The sequence below is a fragment of the Streptomyces sp. NPDC048650 genome, from assembly GCF_043199095.1.
GTDB lineage: Bacteria > Actinomycetota > Actinomycetes > Streptomycetales > Streptomycetaceae > Streptomyces.
Genome location: NZ_JBICVM010000012.1, coordinates 160,083 through 179,149, shown reverse-complemented (window position 1 = coordinate 179,149; position 19,067 = coordinate 160,083). Strand labels below are relative to the sequence as shown.

The window sequence follows — 19,067 nt, the reverse complement described above, 5'->3', positions numbered from 1 at the left end:
TCTCGAGTCCGCCCGGTGATCCACGCGGAACGGCCTGAGGGGACAGCCCTACGAGGTGCCCGCCAGGTCCCTCCGCCGCTGGAGAATGGCCCTGAGGGCGTACACATCGCTGTAGTTGGACGGGCCGGTACGGGTGTCGTTGTAGCGGGCGTTGGCGGAGAAGTAGCTCATGTTCACCGCCAGCGGGTCCTGGACGAGTTCGACGCGGTACGTCGTGCCCTTCCGCAGTCGCGCCTTGGCGTAGGTCGAGCCGCGTACCGTGTTCCCACTCCCGGTGTTGGGCATGGCGATGACGTGCGAGGTGACCAGGTTCCCGGTCGTGTCGTCGTAGACGCGGAGCATCTTCATGCCGCTCGCGACGCCGGTGTTGACGGGGCCGTCGACTGCTGCGTCCGCCTGGAAGAGGTAGTCACCGTCGGCCGAGGGCGTGAGGCGAGCGGTGATTCCGTCTCCGGCTGCGGTGCCCCAGTCCGCGTAGTACACACCGTGTTTGCCTGTCGCCCGGTGGCCGCCGGTAACGTCGAAGTGCTCGGCGGTGATCTTGGTGACGCGGTCGTCGTGCGGGCCCCGATAGCACCGCGGCTTCGCGTGCTGGGATGTGTTGCCGCTGGAGGTGTACCGCAGCCGGACGCTGTAGCAGTGCGAGACGTCCTTCAGGTCCGTGGACGAGCGGTCCGTCCAGGTCCGGCGGCCGGCGGTGACGGGTTGGTTCTCGGCGAGCACATGGCCGTCGCGTAGGACGTCCATGGTGACCTCGGCAGGGTTCTCGTCGCCGATGTCGACGGACAGCCGCAGCCGGCCGGCCTTGGGCTCGACGCTGCGCACGGTCGGGGTGGACGGCCCGTACAACGCTTCCTTTGACCCGGTGTCCACGGGCCTCGGAGCGGGAGCGCCGGAGCCGGCGTGCGGCGGCCCGAGTACGACGTCGAGCTTCGTGGTGTCACTGTTGGCCAGCATCTGTTCGGTGAGCGCCGCGCCGACGGGCAGCCGCTTGCCGTTGAGCTTCAGTGACATGACCTGATAGGCGCCGTGTCGGGCCGGCCTACCCGCGCGTTCGCCCTGCTGTGCGCCCTCGTCCTTGGGGAGCTTCAGCGCGATGTCCAGCTTGTGCCCGCGGTAGTTCAGGTTCTGAAGCGTGGCGTGGTCGCTGCCGTGGAAGTACGTGTCGCGCAGCTGCGCCGGCAGGAACGGCTTGACGTGCAGCCCGTCCGGCCGTGCGTCGATACCGAAGATGCTCTGTTGCACCATCGACAGCATTCCCGAGATGCTCCACAGTTGCCGGTCCGAGTTGATCTCGGTCTTGGTACCGCCGTCCAGGACGTTGATGTTCTCCTTGTTGGTGCCGAACAGCGCCGCGCCCCGAACCAGTGACCGCGCCTGCAGATCGGCCACGGCGGCGTTCCCGGTCTTGGCCGCCGCCCGCATCATGTACGCGGTCGCAAAGGGCCAGATGCCGTTGTTGTGGTACGACGGCACGCCCTGCTGCTGGGGCCACAACACGGACGGGCCGTAGGGAGTCTGGGGGTAGTGGGCGACGGCCTGCCGCGCCTGCTGCGGCGTGGCGACCCCAGTGAGGACGGCCAACGACGTCCCCAGCGCGTCGTAGCGGTCCGCCGGCGCGGTGTCGAGCTCCGTGGTGAGCATCTGGGAGAACTGCCCCCGCTTCGGCAGCCAGAACTTCGTGCGGATCGCCGCGGCGAGGCGGTCGGCCCAACCGCGGTACTTCGCGGCGGACGCCGCGTCACCGGCACCGCCTGCGAGGCGCGCGGCCGCGTCGATCGCCGCCCAGTGGACAACGTTCGTGGACAGCGAACGTGAGGTGGCGATGGTCGCCACGTCGTCCTTCGTCCAGTCCGGATAGCTCTGCTCGCGCCAGTCCAGGAAGGAGTGCTCGCCCTTGTAGAGACCATCGGCCCGGTCGTAGACGACCCTCCGGTCGTGCTCGATGGTGTTGCGGACCGCATCGAACGCCGTGGCTGCGAACTTCTCCCGCTTACCGTCCGGCAGCCAGTCGAGGATCTCGCTCGCGCCCAGTGCCCACACCACACGGTCGGTGGAACTGGGGTAGCTGCCGCCGGTGCCGGTGTCCTGGATGATCTGGGTGCCACCGGTGCCGTCGCGGCGGTCGCTGAGCTTGAAGGCGAGGGTGTTGCGCATCCGTTCGGGGTCCGCGGCCGTCAACCCCAGGTCGGCGGAGTAGGAGACGTCGCGGGTCCACACATAGGTCCAGGACTTGCCGGTGGTGTAGCAGCCACCCGGGCAGCGGATCGGCTTGCCGTCGTTGTACGAACCGTCACTGACCTCGTCGGCCCGATTCTGCTTCGCCTCGGTGTGGGCCATGGCGTACAGCCCGTCCAGCAGTACCGAGCCCGAACGAAGCGTGGGCCGGTCCGCGCTCTCGCTGAAGGTCCGCTCGCCGGACACGGAACTGTGCAGCGCGTAGGTCCGCAGGCAGGTGTCGCTGACGTGGGTGACCGTGAGCGTGGCGGATCCCGTCGCATCCGCGAAGCGGCCGGCCGGTCCGGGCAATCCGCAGTGCGCGGGACCGTAGTCGGTGGGTCCGGCTGCGCCCGCCGAGGGGACGGACGCGCCCGACAGCGTCGCCATCACTACGGCCAGCACTCCGCCGCTGACGAGCCGTCCGGCTCTCGTGTGCCGTCGTCCACAGTTCACGCGTTCACCTTTTGAAGATTAAGAGGGTTCGGCAGGTCCATTGCCTAAAAGAGTTGCGGTGAAGTTAGGGCGGCGTCGGGAGTACGTCAAGGGTTCGCGCGAGATCCGATACGCGGCGCGCGCTCCCAGCGCCAGAGGGTGTACGCAGAGTCCCGTCGTCCGCCCGTTCCGGCAGGGCGTATGCGGCGATCGGGGTGCGGTCGGCGTGGGGGGACTGCTGCCGGCATGCTGCGCATCGGAGGGTTCAGCGCGGGGCGCGGGGTCTGGCCCTCTTTCCCCCGCTTGCCGGTGCGCTGCGCGGTGGTTGGGATCCGCGGCGCTGTTCGCCACCACGGGGGCGACCTACGTGGCCGACGCCTTCGTCCGAGGATCCGGCACGGATCTGGACGAGGGGTGCCCCGTCTGCGGCGACGTGGCGTGATCGCGCCTTCGCGCTTCGAGCGCGGACAGGCCGAAGGCCAACCCGCCCACAATGAACCAGGGGTTCCACAGCACCAGCGTCCAGAACCGCTGCCCCGCGCTCACGGCGGCATCCAGGTGCGTCGCGTTGGTCAGCAGGAGGAACTCCACCGCAAGGCCCCTGGCCAGCAGGACGAAGCCGACGCTGTAGCCCAGATAGCGCTGGATGCGCCTTGCCGCCCTGTACCGCAGTGACCGAGTGAGGAGCCAGCCGAGCAACGCGCCGGCAAGGCAGAGAGTTCCCATACCCCACAGTCCGGCCGGCACAAACCAGAGGGGTCGCTCGGTGGCGAGCTTCGCCCCGGCGGATACGTTCAGCCCCAGGCTGCCGCCGCAGGCCCAGTAGAAGTGCGATCCGGCGAAGACGGACGCCCACAGGCAGGCCGCGTACCCCCAATGCCAGGACGACCTCATCCTCAGCCACATACGCCACCACCCCCTCATCAACGGCGTCGGCTCATTCTGCCTGTCAGCGGCGGCGCCGGGGCGCGAATGCCGAGACGAGCCTCGCCGAAATCCGCTCGGCAGAAGCAGCGGCACAAGGCACAGTGACCCCATGAACGGACGAGGGCTGGATCGCGATGGAACGATCGCACGCGAGGGCGCACTGGACCGAGTGCCGGCAGCGTTCGTCCCCGTCGTCGACGCCGCCCGCGCCCATATCGCCGAGACCTTCGACGGAACACGCCTGCACAGCGCCTACCTCTACGGCAGTATCCCCCGCGGCACCGCCACTCCAGGAGTCTCCGACCTCGACCTCCAGCTCGCCCTCCATGACGAGCCCACCGAAGCCGACCGCGCCGACGCCAGAGCGATCGAAGCCACACTCGACCGCGCATACCCTCAGATCGATGGCGTCGGAATCCTGCTGACCAGTAGACGCGTTCTGCTCAGCGACATCGAGCGTCACGATGCCGGGTTCTTCCTCGCCTGCCTCTGCACCCCGCTGCTCGGCAACGACCTCGCAGAACAGCTGCCCCGCTACCGCCCCACAGCGCTCCTCGCGCGCGAGACAAACGGCGACCTCGCCCTCGTGCTCCCCCGCTGGCGCGCCAAAGCCGCCGAGGCCGCCACGGACGCCGATCGCCGAACCCTCAGCCGCGGCGTCGGCCGTCGCATCGTCCGCACAGGATTCACGCTGATCATGCCCCGATGGGGCGGCTGGACCAGCGACCTCGACCGGTCCGCCGAACTCTTCGGCCGCTACTACCCGGAGCGCGCCGAGCAGATGCACATCGCCGCGTCCGTCGGCCGCGCGCCCTCATCCGGTCCGGCAGTGCTGGGGATGCTCATCGACGACCTGGGCCCCTGGCTCGCAGCCCAGTACGCAGCCGTGCACGGCGAGAAGCTCCCGCGCCCCTGACGGACCCCCTGCGCCATGACCCGCGGAGCGGATTCGGCCGTCACCGGGCTCAGCCACTGCACGGCTGTCGGCTCCAGGGAGACGGTATCCATCATTCCACGCTGTTCGATGACGGGTTCCGGCACCTGTGACCCGTTGGGTGGCTCTCCCCACCCAGCACGCCGATCGTGAAACCGCCCCTCGGCACCGGAGGTTCCGGCCGTCGGCAAGGGCGCACAGGCAAGGAGAATTCCGATGGCTGCCAAGAGCACGATCCTCGTCACCGGGGCGACCGGCAACGTGGGCCGGCAGGTGGTGTCCCAACTCCTGGCCGGGCACGCGGGCGAGGTGCGGGCTCTCACCCGCAACCCCGCTGCGGCCGGGCTTCCCGACGGGGTCGACGTACGGCAGGGCGACCTGGCCGACCCCGCCGCGCTGGAGGCGGCGTTGGGCGGAGCCGACTCCGTGTTCCTGATGTGGCCCTTCCACGATGCCGACCCGGCGGCCACGGTCGTGGATGCCATCGATCGGCACGCCGGCCGAGTGGTGTTCCTGTCGTCCGGCGCCGTCCAGGACGGTCTGGCTCCCGAGCAGCAGCCGCACCCGGTGGGCCGGTCGCACGCACGCGTCGAGCGGCTCATCGCTCGGTCCGGGCTTCGGTGGACCTTCGTCCGCCCGAGCACCTTCGCGGCCAACACCTTGTGGTTTGCCGACCAGATCCGCGCCGGAAACGTCGTGCAGGGTGCCTACGGAGCGGTGCGCATGGCCCTCCTCCACGAGGCGGACATCGCCGCCGTGGCCGTGCGGGCTCTCACAGAAGACGGCCACGACGAGGCTGCCTACGGGCTGACCGGCCCCGAAGTCCTCACCCAGGCCCAGCAAGTAAGGATCATCGGCGAGGTGCTGGGCCGCCCGATTCGGTGGCAGGAACTGTCCCGCGAAGAGGCACGTCAGCGGCTCTTGGCCGACGACAACTTCCCCGACTTCTTCGTGGAACCCCTCCTCGACGGATACGCCGACATGCTCTCCGCCCCTCCCACGCGCCTCACGTCCACAGTCGAGGCGGTCACCGCTGCACCGGCATGCACCTACCGTGACTGGGTGGCCGATCACGCCGCCGACTTCCGCTGACCGGTGGTGCGTCAGTAGGGAGGCCGGAAGTACAGAGCCCTCACCGGGCGGGCGCAAACAATTCCGGGGCGAGGACAGGCGGCGTCGGACCGGTCGTTCGGTGCGCTCAGTTCGAGCTGGTGGCGCAGCCGGTGCAGCGCCTTCAGGACGGCGGTGCGGTTTCCGGCCTTTTTCATCCATGCCGGCAGACAGTCGAGCATGCTCATGGTCGGGAAGCCGACTCGTTCGCGAAGGCCGGCGGCTATGTATGCCTCCAGCACATCGATGTGACGGCCGTTGTAGGCCCACAGCAGCTTCCGGCTGCAGGGCGTCTGCAGCCACAGAGGCAGGTTGAAGAACGGGTCGTTGGGGCCACCGAGCGTTGCCGCGACCAGCGCGTTGTTGCGACGCGCGGCGGTCCAGTCCGCCGTCTTGCCGCAGAGTCGGCACGACAGCCGGCGCGGCCGGAAGTGCATATCCGTTATATATTGGGGATCCGGCAGACCGGGCCGCTGTACGACGACGGCGCGCCCGCCGCATCCTGGACACACGACGTGGATGAGGTCCGAGTAGTAGGCCAGTCGGTAGCGTGGGTCGAGATACCGTCCGTCATCTGCTCCTGCATCGGTCACACCCCCATCCTCCCCCACGTTGCCTTGTGTGCCTCCCGGTCGGCCGAACCCCGGACCGAAGGTCTTCCCCTTGGACGATTTTCCGGTGTCGGTGAGGCGGCTCGGCACTGGAGCGCCGGGCAAAAAGGCTGCCCCACGGCACTCCGGACGGTTCGACGAAGGAAATGAGGAAGACTGACCCCTCTCGGCAGGGGATAATTCGCGGACAGGTCGCGATGTGATGCGATGCGAACCGCCGTCCGGCGCCTTTGCGCATCATCGCGGCAACCAGCATCTGCTGCTTTTTTCAGCCACGAGCCCGGAGCCCGAATGAACCCGCCCCTCCCCCGCCCGGACAAGCCCGATTACACGAACGTGTTCGTGGAACCGGTATACACCGGGAGCGAACCATACGTAGGCGCTGAATACGACGACGAAGAGCCCGGGGTCGTCCCCATCAGTCGTCGAAGCTCGGCTGACGCAGCCGCCGCGCACCTTCGTTGACGTGGAGCTGTTGCCTGCGGACAACAGCTCCCCCAGCACATCGCCCCACGAAGCCTGGTAAGGCATACGACTTCTGCCCCCGCGGCTCCGTCGCCCGTCGCCCCACTGCCTTCGGTCTTCTGCTCTCAGCTACCAGCTACCAGCTACCAGCTACCAGCTACCAGCTACCAGCTACCAGCCTCAGGAGACCGGGGTCGGAGCCCCTCTTCCTCCGCCTCGCGAAGACTCCAGCGCAAAACCATCCGGCGTATGACAGGGACGGGTAGTGCCGGATGCCCGGCCGCGTCCCGTGCGGTGTCGGTGTCCCGCAGCAACCGAACCAGAACCCGCGCCGGCAGATGTGGGTGCCTGGCGGCGGCGCGGCGTACCCGCTCCTCGGCGTCGTCGAGGAGACGTACCGCCGAGGCCGCCGTCAGACGCGGATCGGTCGCGGCCCGGCGTCGCACTTCCTCCTCGGGGTCCCGGCTGAATCGCTCCACCAGTTCCACCGTCGAATCCGGGTCGTCCAGGGCCAGTTGACGCATCCTCGGGTTGGGGTCCTCGGCGTACCGCAGCAGGCCGCGGCGGGGGAAGCGGGGATGGCCGTGTGGACGATCGGGGCAGGAAAAGCTGCCGGTCCACCACTGCCACACCTCCAGGAGCATGTCCGCAGGCGCGTCGTCGCAGGACTCGGCGAGGAAGAGCCGCACGACACGGTCTTCGTCCCGGGCAAGGAGTGCGACGACCTCCGGCGGCAGGTGCCTGGCGCGGGCGACGCTTCTGCGCACGAGGGGATGGGACGAAGCGGCCAGGCGACGCATGGCGTCGGGGTCGTCGTGCAGCGCCAGGACCCAGTCGAGGGGGTGACAGCAGGTGCGCGGATCGAAGTCGATGAGGATGCCTGCCCGCTGTTCCTCGGTGAGGTCGGGGCGCTGGGAGACCTCGAAACGGACGCTTTCGTCGGGGTCCCGGCCGAGGAGGGTGACCAGGTCCGGGACGAGGCCCGGATTGCGGGCCAGGGAGCGGCGCTGGGCCGGATCGGCGTGGCGGGCCAGGTGTTCGGCGAGGTCGCGCTCAAGACGACAGGTCTCCGTCGCCCGCACGCTGAAGTTCTGGGAGTCGAAGACGGACCGGGGCAGTGGGTGATCTTGATAGTGCCGGAGCAGTGCTGCGGCGCGGACCGCGCTGTCGGGGTCGCCGAGGAGCCCCGTCCGGGCCTGGTCCTCCAGATGCGGCCAGGCTCCCGGGCAGGCGGCGGCCCGTACTGTCGCCTCGGGGTCGGCTGCCAGAGCTGTCGACAAGGGGGTGGGCAGGCCGTGGAGGCGTGTCGTCTCCTCGCGGACCTGGGCGGATGGGTCGGCGGCGAGCTGCTCGTACGCGGCATCGGTGAGAGTGGCCCGCCGCTCCGCAGCCAGCATGGTGAGTATCCATCGGCGCCCGGCGTTGTGCTCGCCAAGGATCAGGCGCGCCCACTGGTCGTCCGTGAGGTTCGACTGTGCCTCGGCCAGCAACTGCCGTACCTCCCACTCCGGGTGGGCCATCGCTGCCTCCACGACCGATGTCGGCAGCTGCCTCCACAGCAGGGAATGCGACAGGCCCAGCAGGCCGATCTGTACGTCCTCGGGCGTGGCCGGATTGAGCGCCAGCCCGTGCGCCCACCCCTCGCGCAACCTCTTCGCAGGACCCGGCCCCCGAAACAGCGCTTCCCAGGCGGCTGACCGCTCCTGCGGGGTTTCCTCGGCGGCCTTCTGCGCAGCTGCCTCCTGTCGCTGCGCGATCCGGTCCACTGCGATGAGCCAGACCTCGTACTCCTCGGTGGTTGCCCCCAGCAGACTGTTTCCGTCTACCGAAAGCGTGACGAACTCCGGCCGGCCCGGCCGTTCACCCAGTACTCCGGCGAGGTCCCACTCGTCGTTGAGCCGGACTCGCGTCCAGCGTCCGGGCCCGCAGCCAGGCCTGCTGCCGGCGATGTCGATGTCGATGTCGATGTCGATGAGAAACTCGCCGTCGTCGTTGATGACCCCGCCTTCGACCGCGAGTCGATGCCATTGCGCGTTCACCTCGTCGACCAGGTCGGGCCGGTCCGATCGCACAGCGACCGTCGGCTGAGCCTCGAACGAGATGATCGGGCGCCACGCGGCCCAGGGCTGCGACACGCCCTCGGTCCGCCCGTCCCCCACGTTCTCCAGCCCGGCCCGCCGCAACAGATCCACGAACGTCTCTCTCCCACCCGTCATGGGAGCCCATCTTGCCCGAGTGGGTTCACTGCCTCGTCCACCTGTTCAGCCTCTGCGGTGCTTCAACGGTGCCGTCGCGGGCCCGGTTGGCGCCCTTCGCCCCGCCGAAGTAGCAGGCGCCGAGACGCCCGTGACTCCACCCGTGACTCCGCCCGTGAGAAGATCACCGCGCCGTATGGGCGGTGTTTCGGTCGTGAGAGGTAGCGATGTACGCGATATCCCTGGGCGCCGACGGCGCCGAGCTGCGCCCCCTCGAACCATGGCAGGCCGACGAGTTCCCGGCCCACGTCGACCGCGGACGAGAATTCATCGGGCAGCACAACGGCCTACCCGACGTCGTCACGGACCTGGCGTCGAGCCGAGCGTTCCTCCAGGCATACGCGGAGAAGGCGGCAGCCGACACCGGTCGGCTCTACGGCATCTGGACGGACGGCCACAGGGACGCCAATCTGGTCGGCGCGGTCCTCTTCCGGCGGATGGATGTGGAGCAGGGAACCGCCGAGGCGGGCTGCTGGCTGGAGCCGTCGGCGGTGGGCAAGGGACTCGTGACCCGGGCCGCACGCGTGATCATCGACTGGGCCGTCCAGGAACGGGGCATCCACCGCGTGGAATGGTGGGTCTCGGCAGCCAATGAGGCCAGCATCGCCGTGGCCCGGCGGCTCGGGATGAGGAAGGACGGCGTGTTGCGGGAGAGCCACCTGTACCGCGAGAAGCGCCACGACGAGGAGATCTGGTCCGTGCTTGCACCGGAGTGGCGGGCGGGCAGGCAGAGATCGTAAGTCCGTGTCCTACGAACTCGCTCATGATCAACTGGTCGTCGGCGGCGGCGAGGTGGCGGCGGCGAGGTGGCGGCGGTGCGAGCGAAGCACACCGCCGCCAGTCGCTGGTCGCAGCCGGCGCCGCCGACCTCTGGGGGAACCCTCGGATCAGGTCATCGGGGCAGCCGGGCCATCGCCTCGATGACCGCAACCGGCAGGTATGCGGGCCACGATGGGCGTCCCACCTGATAGGCGACGTACCCCTGGGCGGCCCCCACGCGGGTTTCCTCCGCGGTCTCCGCCTGGTAGACCACCCGGCAGGAACCCGCGGCCTTCTTCGCCCGCTTCCACAGGATGGGCGCGGGTTTGCGTTCCGCTTCGGTCCGCGGGGTGAAGATCCGGTCCCCGAAGTCCGCCCAGGCGAAGGGTCGGGAGTCCTGCCAGTCCTTGCCGATGACCTTCTTCAGCTCCGCCGCCCGCTCGGCGTCCGTGGAGCCCCAGGAGGACGGAACGTTGGTGATCAGACCGACGGGGATGTGACGTGCCCGCAGCTCGCGCAGGTAGGCGGCCGCCTTCGGCGAGTACCGCACGCTGTTGTCGTCGGCGGTGTGCACCAGCGTCTCACCGAGGTCGAAATAGACAACGACGCAGCCCGCACCCCGCTCGGCCGGCCCGGCCGTGTGCGCTAAGCGCTCGGCGGCGCTCGCGGTCGGGACGGTCATCGCCGTCACGCAACTGAGGGCGAGCAGACTGCGGCAGGCGAATCTGCGGACGGATGTCCTCTTCATGGGCGTGCCCTTTCGTGGGGGGAGGTCCGATCGTAACCATGCCCACGACATGCGCACGTCACCTTCAATTTTCCGTCCAGTCATCCAACCGTCCGGCCATCCGGCCATCCGGGGAGCCGGCCACGACCCGCGTCAGACGGATCAGGCTCCCCGGCCCGGGGTCCGGCCCCTTCCCCCTCGTCCCCTTCCCCCTCGCCCCTCACCCCTCACGGCCGGTGCGAACGCCGCCGCCGGCACACGAGCACGCGCACCTGGTACTCAACAGCGCCACCACCACGCATAGTTGAAAGTGACACCACGCCCTTTATGGGCGCTCGGTCGGCTTACGCTACGGGGGTGTCGCACCATGAACTCGAAAGCCTGGCCCGTATCCGGATGACGATCACCGGAGAAACCCATGGCCAGGCCCTCGCCGCCCTTGAGGGCCGCTCCGCCGACAGTGGTCTCGGCGCCCCCTGCGACCACGCCACCGACGTATCGCGGCCCGCCTCTCTGTACCTCGTCACGCCTCCGGAACCCGACGCGGAGTGACCCACCCGGCGGACACGTCCGAGATCGCTGTTCGGAGCGCCCGGGATCCCGTCCTGCGATGAACGGCTACTCCGACTCCGCCTTGAGGTACTCCTCGTATTCGGCGGCGGTGAGCAGGCCCTCGAGTTCCTTCGGGTCGGACATCGTGATCACCGTGAGCCAGCCGTCCTGGTACGGGTCGGTGTTGACCAACTCCGGTTCGCCGTCCAGTGCCTCATTGCGCTTGCTGATCCTGCCGCTGACCGGCATGTAGACCTCGGTCACGGCTTTGACCGACTCGATACTCCCGAACGGTTCGCCGGCCTGAAGGTTGTCGTCGATAGTGGGCAGTTCCACGAAGACGACGTCGCCGAGCTGGCGCTGCGCGAAGTCCGTAATGCCGATGGTCGCCTGGTTCCCCTCGGCCCTGACCCACTCGTGATCCTTGGTGTACTTGAGGTCTTGCACCACGTTCGCCATGTCGCCTCCTCGATGCCTCAGCTGTCCGGGACCAACCATCGCGCGGTGAGCCTGCTTGAGAGGCGAGTTCGGCTGCAACGCACCGAATCGGACCGGACTCTTCCACCGGACAGGTGAGTCCCACGGCCCCCGGTCGGTGCGTGTCCGCTCGTCTGACACAGCAACAGCAACAGCAGGAAAGCGCAGGCAGAGGGGGAAGCGGGGAGATGCCCGCCGAGAGGACGAGGCCCGGCGACCGACCTGATCCCCGCGCAAGGCCCTTAGGCAATGTTTCTTGGATCTCCTGACGTGAGTGGGGTGTTGGGGTGAGGCTTGCCGTATGGGCCGTGGGGATCTGACGAACGCGGAGTGGGATCGACTGGAGTCGTTCCTGCCTCCTGGTGGTGCTCGCGGGGGCCGGTGGAGTGATCACCGCCGGGTCATCAACGGGGTGCTCTACCGGGTCCGGACCGGTGTGCAGTGGCGGGATCTGCCGGAACGGTTCGGGCCGTGGGAGACCGTCTACAAACGCCATCGCCGCTGGTCCGCTGATGGAACATGGACGATGCTGCTGTCTCAGATCCAGGCCGCCGAGGACGCTGCGGGCCGGATCGACTGGGACGTGTCGGTGGACTCCACTGTCGTGCGGGCCCACCAGCACGCCGCCGGCGCGAGGAAGGCGTCGACGGCCACCGATCCTCAAAAGGGGCACGTTCGGGGGACGAACCCGGTCGATCCGGTGTTGCGGAAACTGGTGGTCCGGCTGGAGGAGGTGGTCAGGTCGGCGAGTGCCTGGGACGGTCCCGCGGCGGATTCACCACCAAGATCCACCTCGCCGCCGACGGACGATGCCGACCTCTCGCCCTCCTCCTGACACCGGGACACTACGGTGACGGGCCACAGTTCGAGCGTGTCCTGGAGCAGGTCGCCGTACCTCGTATCGGGGTCGGAAGGCCCCGCACCCGGCCCGACCATGTCCTGGCCGACAAGGCTTACACATCCCGGAGGAACCGCCGCTACCTGCGACGACGCGGAATCCGCCACACCATCCCCGAACGCCTCGACCAGCAAAGACACCGCAAGAACCGCGGTTCACGCGGCGGCCGGCCCACCGGCTTCGACAGCGAGCGATACAAGAAACGCAACACCGTCGAACGATCCATCAACCGCCTCAAGGGCTTCCGCGCCGTCGCCACCCGCTACGAGAAACGCGCCTACATCTACCTCGGCACCGTCACCCTCGCGGCCCTCATCATCTGGCTCCGCACATGATCCGAGAAACAGCGCCTAGGTCACTGGCGGTGTACGCGACCCGTGTACGCGACCCGTGTACGCGACCCGTGTACGCGACCCTACGTGCTACAGCTCGGCGCTGCCGACGGAGTCCTCGTGGAGGGGGTCCGTGGACCGCCATCCCCAGGCCGTGATCATTCCGGGCGACAGGTCGGCACAGTCGGGCGAGTGGAGATACCGCACCGCCTCGTCGACCGCCACGTCGTCCACCAGCCCGGTGGCCACGATCGCCTGCCGCGCCCGGTCCCATGTTCCGGACCAGAAGCGGCTGATGGGGCTTCCGGGTGCCAGAGGCGGTACCTGGATTTCGGCGCCGACGGACCCGAGCCCAGCAGCGCGCAGCAGGTGTGGGTAGTCCAGGACCCAGGAGACGTCGGTGCCGATGCTCTCCCGCAGCCCTTGCCACATGGCCTGCATGACCCGGGTGTACGGCGTTGGGGGCGCCGTCGCGGTGGTCAGGTCGACGGCGTCGCTGAGCACCAGCACCCCTCCGGGGGACAGAAGTTCGGCGAGCTCGGTGATCAGTCGCCTCCGTGCGGGCAGGTGCATCAAAACGAACCGGGCGTGGACCAGATGGAACCGGCCGGGGCGGAAATCCGGAGCGGTGATGTCCGACTCCATGACAGCAAGGCCCGGCAGAGGGTGGGCAGCGAGGAAGCGTACGTCGCGGTCGACGGCGAGCACTGCCGCGACGCCGGCCTCGTGCAGTAGTCGCTTGGCGATGGTTCCGGTGCCGGCCCCCACGTCGAGGCAGCGCCAGCCCGGCCCGGCCCCCAGGTACCTCAGGCGGGCCATCGTCACGTCGTCGTAGGTGAGCGCGCCGAGATCGATGCGATCGTCTTCGCCGGTCTGCTCGGGCCGGAAGACGTCCTCCCCGTAATGGCCTGCTGCGGCGGAGAACGCCGGCGGCTGTTCACCGGGCCCGAGCTGGGCGCGTGCGCACATACGGCGCTCACCGCCTCCTTGCCTTGGAGGCATCATGCGAGCGGCGGGACGCCGCCCGTCGATTCGATGACCGCCGCTTCCTGCGACGGGACCCCTCCAGTATGGCCGGGGTAATCCACACCTTCCTGTCGTAGCCGTGGGTGCGGCCGAGGCTACGAACCGTTCGCAGCGGGCTACGGGCTACAGGTCCGCGGACGGGCGCCGGGAATACGGCCCTCCAGCGGGGCCCGGACGTCCCTGGACCGCCTGCTGGGCATGCACGGTATCCGCGAGTGAGGCGGTCGGTGCCGCCGAGCTGCGGACCGGGCCACAGGGATATGGGTTCCGTTCCGTTCCGTTCCATTCCGTTCCATTCACTTCGCTTCGTTTCGTTTCGCTTCGCTTGGGCATCCGCCAGGATTGTCGTTGTGGTCATGGGATGTCGCCGTGCCAGTCCCACCGTTGCGGGTCCGTCGGGCGGGGTGCATACACAGCTCGCCCACCGGCTCCGTGTGCACCGATCTCGGTGGCCAAGGCCGCACCGTCCTTCAGTTCGGCGCCGCTGCGGCCGGTGACATCGAGCAGCAGGCCGTCCAGCGGGCCGCCCACCAGTTCGCGGTAGCTGTGCCCCGGCTGGGGCCCGGGGTCGGGGTTGTCATGGTCCGCGCCGTAGACCCGGCCGCGCATCAGCTCGTCCATAGCGCTACCTTCGCAGCCACCACTGACAATCGCCCGCCCTCGACGCATGCCGAGCATCCTGTGACTGATGCCTTGGAGAAGCTCTCGCGGGCCAGGGAGTCGGCACGCAGCGCGTCCCCGTCCCCGGGCGCACGTCCGGCCTGCTCGGTCTCCACGAGGTTTCCCTCTCCCGGTCATAGCGGGCCCGGCCGGCGAGCGCGCGAAGTACGCGCATGCGTCTGCCACCGCGGTCGGCGAGGACCTCGACGACGTCGACGAGCCCCTGGACTCCGCCGACGCCACCGCTCACCGCGCCGCCTCTTGCGCAGCCCCGGCGTCCGCCGCGCGGTCCTCAACTTGGCCGGTAGGAAAGCCGCCAGGCTCGGGCTGCCTGCCTCGCCCCGAACCTGGCGGCAACGGAAGAGCGAAGGGGGCTCCCTCCGCTCATGGGAGCAAACCGTGGTGCGAGCGAGGCTCCGGCCCGGCCGAAATCGGCCTACAGCCGGCCGACCGGACCGGAGCGCTCACTGGTCGGAGTAGCTGAAGTCCCCGACCGTCCAGGCGCTCACGTCCTTGATGGCGATCCGGTACATCCCACCCGTTTCGGGGATGCCCATCGGGCCCTGCAGGATCCGGGCGACATGGAAGTGCAAGTAGGAGGGCGGATCGGTCCGCTGAGGGCCCGTATCTTCAGGCAGCGCCGCGAAAGTGCCGGCAAACGGTCCGAGTTGGTCAGAGGCCCTCAGGACCTCGGCCACTCGCTGACTCCACACCGTCGCGGGCACCAGCCGGCCCGTGATGACAGCCCCATGGACCACGACGGTGAGGGGCATCTGATTGGTTTGCTCCGACTCCACCTTGGCGGCGATGTCAACGAGCAGTTCATCAGGCTTCGACATGGACGCTGATTCTATAGGCCAGGCGCGTATCACGCCCGCGCCGGGCGGGGAGTCGTGCCGTTCCCTGGGAGAAGGGGAGTTGACGAGGGTGTGGCCGTTCTCGTCGCCCATGGGGCCCGGTCAGAGGCCCGCGTCAAACCTGGCGGAGCAGGCGCTCGACGCTGCCACCGATGACTACGGACGGGGCCCCAGGTCGACCATCCTGTGGTGGTCGACCTGGGGCCCCGAGGCGTCCATGGCATCACTCTGCGGTCATGCCTGTGCCGCCGACCGTTCATCGGCCTCCGGCCCGGCTCCGACCGCGGCTATGCGGCGGTGTTGTTGTTGGAGGACGGGGAGGAGCGGCGGCGCCCTCGGGCGGGGCGGCTCCGTCGTCCGCGGGTGGACGAGTCGGTGCGCTTGGGGCGTTCGGCGGCCGGGGCGGTGACGGTGACGGGTACGCCCGACGGCGCTTGGGCACCGGTGATACGGCTCAGTTCGGCCTCGCCCGAGCGGACCTTGGTCACCTGCGGTGTGATGCCGGCGTCGGCCATCAGACGGTTCATGCCGCGGCGCTGTTCGGGCAGGACCAGGGTGACGACGGTGCCGGACTCGCCGGCGCGGGCGGTGCGACCGCCCCGGTGCAGGTAGTCCTTGTGGTCGCTGGGCGGGTCGACGTTGACGACGAGGTCGAGGTTGTCGACGTGGATGCCACGGGCCGCGACGTTGGTGGCCACCAGGACCGTGACGTGGCCGGTCTTGAACTGGGCCAGGGTGCGGGTGCGCTGAGGCTGTGACTTGCCGCCGTGCAGGGCCGAGGCGCGTACACCGACGGCCAAGAGGTCCTTGGTCAGTCGGTCCACCGCGTGCTTGGTGTCCAGGAACATGATCACCTGTCCGTCACGGGCGGCGATCTCCGTAGTGGTGGCGTGCTTGTCGGCGCCGTGCACGTGCAGCACGTGGTGCTCCATCGTGGTGACCGCGCCTGCGGAGGGATCGACGGAGTGGACCACCGGATCGGTCAGATAGCGGCGGACCAGGAGGTCGACGTTCCGGTCCAGGGTGGCGGAGAACAGCAGGCGCTGCCCCTCGGGCCGTACCTGGTCGAGCAGTTGGGTGACCTGGGGCATGAAGCCCATGTCGGCCATCTGGTCCGCCTCGTCGAGAACGGTGATGGCGACCTGGTTCAGCCGGCAGTCGCCCCGGTCGACGAGGTCCTTCAGTCGGCCGGGGGTCGCGACGACGACCTCGGTCCCGCCGCGCAGCGCGCTCGCCTGACGGCCGATCGACATGCCGCCGACCACGGTGGTGAGCCGCAGCTGGAGCGACCGGGCGTAGGGGGTCAGCGCGTCGGTGACCTGCTGGGCCAGTTCCCGGGTGGGGACGAGGACGAGCGACAGCGGCTGCCGGGGCTCGGCTCGCTGCCCGGCGGTGCGGGCCAGCAGGGCGAGGCCGAAGGCGAGGGTCTTGCCCGAGCCCGTGCGTCCACGGCCCAGTACGTCCCGGCCGGCCAGCGAGTTCGGCAGTGTCGCCGCCTGGATCGGGAACGGCGCGGTCACGCCTTCGGAGCGGAGCACGGCCAGCAGGCGGTCGGGCAGGTCGAGCTCGGCGAACGCCTCGACGGCCGGCAGGGACGCGGTGCTGGAGACCGGCATCGCGAACTCCCCGTGGAGCGTGGCGGGACGACGGCCATGACCGCCCGATCGCCCGCCCGTGGCCGAACGGGACGGGCCGCCACGGCCCGTGCCCTGCGGGCGTCCGCGGCCCCCCCGACCGGAGCTGGCGGCGGCGCCGGAACGGGACCTGTAGGAGCTGTCGTTCGTGCGAGCAGTGCGGTTCATACAGAACCTTCCTCGATGCGGCACGTATCGAGGAATTACCCCCAGCAGCATGAGCCGCATGAGGATTCGCAAGACCGAGCCGAAGAAAAAGACCAACAAATCCGGGCCGACGCTGGCACTCGGTTTGTCTTGAAAAGAGCACCGGAATACGAGCCGAAAAGGACGGCATTCGGTATTCGGGCGCGAAGGCCGGGCCAGATTGTTGCCCGGTCAAAGAATGAGGCGATACGGCAGATACTGCTGCCGTTCACGAGCCCCGTCGAACCCGACGGGCGCAAGCAAGGTAACGAGCTGGGGCCCGCACCATGGGTGTGGGCCCCAGCTACGCGTTACGCGTCAGCGTCAGGCGGGAACGATGTTCTCGGCCTGCGGGCCCTTCTGGCCCTGCGTGACGTCGAAGTTCACCTTCTGGCCTTCCTGAAGCTCACGGAAGCCGGAGGTGGCGATGTTCGAGTAGTGGGCGAACACGTCAGCGCCGCCACCATCCTGCTCGATGAAGCCAAAACCCTTTTCCGCGTTGAACCACTTCACGGTGCCAGATGCCATATTGAATCTCCCTTGGGGGCAGTGCCCGGAGTCCGCACCTTGCGAACCCGGAGTCGCTGCGATGATTTCCCCTCCGGAAACCCGGAAATGAAAAGGGCACTCGTCGACGGAGTCGGTGAGCACCTGAAGTCTCTGGGAACCACAACTGCAACTGACGTCAGCCTAGCATGCGCCAAGACGACCAGCGCTATAGCTTTTCCGGCTTGCCCCTCCGGGCCAGAACCGCTCACCATCCATTTCTCGCATTTCTGCAACGGCGACAATAGATATCTGCGTCCGGCCGGCGGACGCCCCGTCGTCGAGCCTGCGGCGGGTACTTACTCGTCGGCGCCGCAGGCTCGGGCGGCAGTCAGGTTGCCGGGTCGCGCTCTTGCTGTTCCGGCTCAGGGGCCTTCGCCGGCGGTGGAGACTTCGCCCTCCCCGCGCATTTCCTCGTTGATGCGCTGAGCCTCTTCGAGCTGGTCCTCGAGGACGACGATGCGGCAGGCGGCCTCGACCGGGGTCCCCTGGTCGACAAGTTCGCGGGCCCGGACCGCGATGCGCAGCTGATAGCGGGAGTATCGGCGGTGACCCCCCTCCGAGCGCAGCGGGGCGATCAGGCGGTTCTCGCCGAGGGCGCGGAGGAAGGCAGGGGTGACGCCGATCATCTCGGCGGCCCGACCCATGGTGTAGGCGGGGTAGTCGTCGTCCTCGAGACGGTCGACGGGGGTACTGCGAGGGGGCATAGAACCTCTTCTTCCAGGGACGCATCGAGGGGCCCGGGCGCCTTACCGGCACCCGGGCCCCGAGCTTTCAACACCATCTGCCGACTGGCTTACGTCGGCCGTCTTTTTCCGCTGGTCCGCCTGGGAGGGCAGAGGAGCGGGGATCGCGAATGCGTGACCGGGGACCACCTTCCGTTCTGGGGCCTGCGGTACCCGAGCGGCTTCTACCTCGCCCGGGCGATCCTGATGGCGTCTGCTCCTTACCTCGTTCGTCAATCGGTCGTACTGCTGGATCCTGCGGGTACTGCGTGTGCGACCCCTGGGGCCGCTCGGCCCGGCAGCCAGCGAGGAGACCCATCACATCCGGCCCCGCCACTCCACTGCCGTTCCGCTCCTGCTTGAACTGCTTGCGCGGCAGTTCGTGTCTGCCGCGTCCTCCTGGACTTCTTGGCTACAAGGAAGACGCTAACCCCTGCCAAGCCCACATGTCTACTCGCGCCACGACAGATTTTCTCCTGCGTCGAACCTGGGGGTTCTGATCTGGGCATTCCCGGAAGAGCCCCCTGCGTGGTCCAGGTCCGGTGGCCTGACACACCACTTCCGTGGCGGTTCCGGCCGGTCCGAGCCGGCGCAGATGCACTTCGACCTGGAACCCGACCGCCGCCTGCGCGCAGGGCAGGCACGCCGGAGCCCGGCCCGCAGCGCGGGCCTCCCTTCGGCCAGGAGGCGAGAGGAGGGCAGGGGTGGGGACCGAGGGGTGGGGGCCTGCGTGG

At 68.8% G+C, this 19,067-nt stretch carries 17 protein-coding genes; 5 read left to right on the top strand and 12 right to left on the bottom strand.

What is annotated here, in order from left to right:
* Positions 1-48: 48 nt before the first annotated feature.
* Complete coding sequence (locus ACGFML_RS29320; RefSeq protein ID WP_393548611.1) at positions 49-2,673, bottom strand: hypothetical protein; 2,625 nt, start codon at positions 2,671-2,673, stop codon at positions 49-51.
* 342 nt (positions 2,674-3,015) lie between these two features.
* On the bottom strand, positions 3,016-3,546 hold the full coding sequence (locus ACGFML_RS29315; protein WP_393548610.1) for a DUF3995 domain-containing protein: 531 nt from the start codon (positions 3,544-3,546) through the stop codon (positions 3,016-3,018).
* A gap of 142 nt (positions 3,547-3,688) precedes the next feature.
* On the opposite strand from ACGFML_RS29315, the gene ACGFML_RS29310 reads away from it, so the two are divergent.
* Positions 3,689-4,495, top strand: a complete 807-nt coding sequence (locus ACGFML_RS29310; protein WP_393548609.1) for a nucleotidyltransferase — start codon at positions 3,689-3,691, stop codon at positions 4,493-4,495.
* Positions 4,496-4,729: 234 nt separating this feature from the next.
* A complete protein-coding gene (locus ACGFML_RS29305) occupies positions 4,730-5,605 on the top strand; it encodes an NAD(P)H-binding protein (protein ID WP_393548608.1) in 876 nt (291 codons plus the stop codon).
* A gap of 11 nt (positions 5,606-5,616) precedes the next feature.
* Here ACGFML_RS29305 and ACGFML_RS29300 read toward each other — a convergent pair whose 3' ends face one another.
* Positions 5,617-6,216: a hypothetical protein gene (locus tag ACGFML_RS29300; protein WP_393548607.1), complete on the bottom strand. Its 600-nt coding sequence runs from the start codon at positions 6,214-6,216 to the stop codon at positions 5,617-5,619.
* A gap of 647 nt (positions 6,217-6,863) precedes the next feature.
* Positions 6,864-8,915 (bottom strand): PE-PGRS family protein, encoded by a 2,052-nt coding sequence (locus tag ACGFML_RS29295; RefSeq protein WP_393548606.1) that lies wholly within the window; start codon positions 8,913-8,915, stop codon positions 6,864-6,866.
* A gap of 206 nt (positions 8,916-9,121) precedes the next feature.
* Here ACGFML_RS29295 and ACGFML_RS29290 point away from each other — a divergent pair, with 206 nt between their 5' ends.
* The gene (locus tag ACGFML_RS29290; RefSeq protein WP_393548605.1) at positions 9,122-9,694 is read left to right on the top strand and encodes a GNAT family N-acetyltransferase; all 573 of its coding nucleotides are present in this window, start codon (positions 9,122-9,124) and stop codon (positions 9,692-9,694) included.
* Between the two features lie 152 nt (positions 9,695-9,846).
* On the opposite strand, the gene ACGFML_RS29285 is transcribed toward ACGFML_RS29290, so the two are convergent.
* Positions 9,847-10,461, bottom strand: coding sequence for a hypothetical protein (locus ACGFML_RS29285; RefSeq protein WP_393548604.1), 615 nt, complete (start codon positions 10,459-10,461; stop codon positions 9,847-9,849).
* A gap of 336 nt (positions 10,462-10,797) precedes the next feature.
* On the opposite strand from ACGFML_RS29285, the gene ACGFML_RS29280 reads away from it, so the two are divergent.
* Entirely contained in the window at positions 10,798-10,992 is a 195-nt protein-coding gene (locus ACGFML_RS29280; protein ID WP_393548603.1) for a hypothetical protein, read from the top strand.
* Between the two features lie 66 nt (positions 10,993-11,058).
* Here the strand turns inward: ACGFML_RS29280 and gcvH are convergent, their stop codons facing one another.
* A complete protein-coding gene (gene gcvH / locus ACGFML_RS29275; protein WP_393548602.1) occupies positions 11,059-11,451 on the bottom strand; it encodes a glycine cleavage system protein GcvH in 393 nt (130 codons plus the stop codon).
* Between the two features lie 319 nt (positions 11,452-11,770).
* Between gcvH and ACGFML_RS29270 the strand changes: the two genes are divergently transcribed.
* Positions 11,771-12,702 (top strand): IS5 family transposase gene (locus ACGFML_RS29270; RefSeq protein WP_393548601.1). Its coding sequence is split into 2 segments (ribosomal slippage): positions 11,771-12,127 and positions 12,130-12,702, totalling 930 coding nucleotides; the frame shifts between segments, so codons are not numbered across the junction.
* Positions 12,703-12,789: 87 nt separating this feature from the next.
* Here ACGFML_RS29270 and ACGFML_RS29265 read toward each other — a convergent pair.
* The 6 genes from ACGFML_RS29265 to ACGFML_RS29240 form a co-directional block, all read right to left on the bottom strand.
* Positions 12,790-13,668 carry a class I SAM-dependent methyltransferase gene (locus ACGFML_RS29265; protein WP_393548600.1) on the bottom strand — a complete coding sequence of 293 codons (879 nt, stop codon included), beginning with the start codon at positions 13,666-13,668 and terminating at the stop codon, positions 12,790-12,792.
* A 411-nt stretch (positions 13,669-14,079) separates the two neighbouring features.
* A complete protein-coding gene (locus ACGFML_RS29260) occupies positions 14,080-14,346 on the bottom strand; it encodes a hypothetical protein (RefSeq protein WP_393548599.1) in 267 nt (88 codons plus the stop codon).
* A gap of 503 nt (positions 14,347-14,849) precedes the next feature.
* Positions 14,850-15,224 carry a hypothetical protein gene (locus ACGFML_RS29255; protein ID WP_393548598.1) on the bottom strand — a complete coding sequence of 125 codons (375 nt, stop codon included), beginning with the start codon at positions 15,222-15,224 and terminating at the stop codon, positions 14,850-14,852.
* 305 nt (positions 15,225-15,529) lie between these two features.
* Positions 15,530-17,044 carry a DEAD/DEAH box helicase gene (locus ACGFML_RS29250; protein WP_393548597.1) on the bottom strand — a complete coding sequence of 505 codons (1,515 nt, stop codon included), beginning with the start codon at positions 17,042-17,044 and terminating at the stop codon, positions 15,530-15,532.
* A gap of 342 nt (positions 17,045-17,386) precedes the next feature.
* Positions 17,387-17,590, bottom strand: a complete 204-nt coding sequence (locus ACGFML_RS29245; protein WP_010985872.1) for a cold-shock protein — start codon at positions 17,588-17,590, stop codon at positions 17,387-17,389.
* Between the two features lie 383 nt (positions 17,591-17,973).
* Entirely contained in the window at positions 17,974-18,315 is a 342-nt protein-coding gene (locus ACGFML_RS29240) for a MerR family transcriptional regulator (RefSeq protein WP_393548596.1), read from the bottom strand.
* Between the last annotated feature and the right edge of the window lie 752 nt (positions 18,316-19,067).

Coding starts and splice junctions, on each gene's coding strand:
- ACGFML_RS29315 (WP_393548610.1), bottom strand. CDS start 3,546: ATGAGGTCGTCCTGGCATTGGGGGTACGCGGCCTGCCTGTGGGCGTCC.
- ACGFML_RS29310 (WP_393548609.1), top strand. CDS start 3,689: ATGAACGGACGAGGGCTGGATCGCGATGGAACGATCGCACGCGAGGGC.
- ACGFML_RS29305 (WP_393548608.1), top strand. CDS start 4,730: ATGGCTGCCAAGAGCACGATCCTCGTCACCGGGGCGACCGGCAACGTG.
- ACGFML_RS29295 (WP_393548606.1), bottom strand. CDS start 8,915: ATGACGGGTGGGAGAGAGACGTTCGTGGATCTGTTGCGGCGGGCCGGG.
- ACGFML_RS29290 (WP_393548605.1), top strand. CDS start 9,122: ATGTACGCGATATCCCTGGGCGCCGACGGCGCCGAGCTGCGCCCCCTC.
- ACGFML_RS29285 (WP_393548604.1), bottom strand. CDS start 10,461: ATGAAGAGGACATCCGTCCGCAGATTCGCCTGCCGCAGTCTGCTCGCC.
- gcvH (WP_393548602.1), bottom strand. CDS start 11,451: ATGGCGAACGTGGTGCAAGACCTCAAGTACACCAAGGATCACGAGTGG.
- ACGFML_RS29265 (WP_393548600.1), bottom strand. CDS start 13,668: ATGTGCGCACGCGCCCAGCTCGGGCCCGGTGAACAGCCGCCGGCGTTC.
- ACGFML_RS29260 (WP_393548599.1), bottom strand. CDS start 14,346: ATGGACGAGCTGATGCGCGGCCGGGTCTACGGCGCGGACCATGACAAC.
- ACGFML_RS29255 (WP_393548598.1), bottom strand. CDS start 15,224: ATGTCGAAGCCTGATGAACTGCTCGTTGACATCGCCGCCAAGGTGGAG.
- ACGFML_RS29250 (WP_393548597.1), bottom strand. CDS start 17,044: ATGAACCGCACTGCTCGCACGAACGACAGCTCCTACAGGTCCCGTTCC.
- ACGFML_RS29245 (WP_010985872.1), bottom strand. CDS start 17,590: ATGGCATCTGGCACCGTGAAGTGGTTCAACGCGGAAAAGGGTTTTGGC.
- ACGFML_RS29240 (WP_393548596.1), bottom strand. CDS start 18,315: ATGCCCCCTCGCAGTACCCCCGTCGACCGTCTCGAGGACGACGACTAC.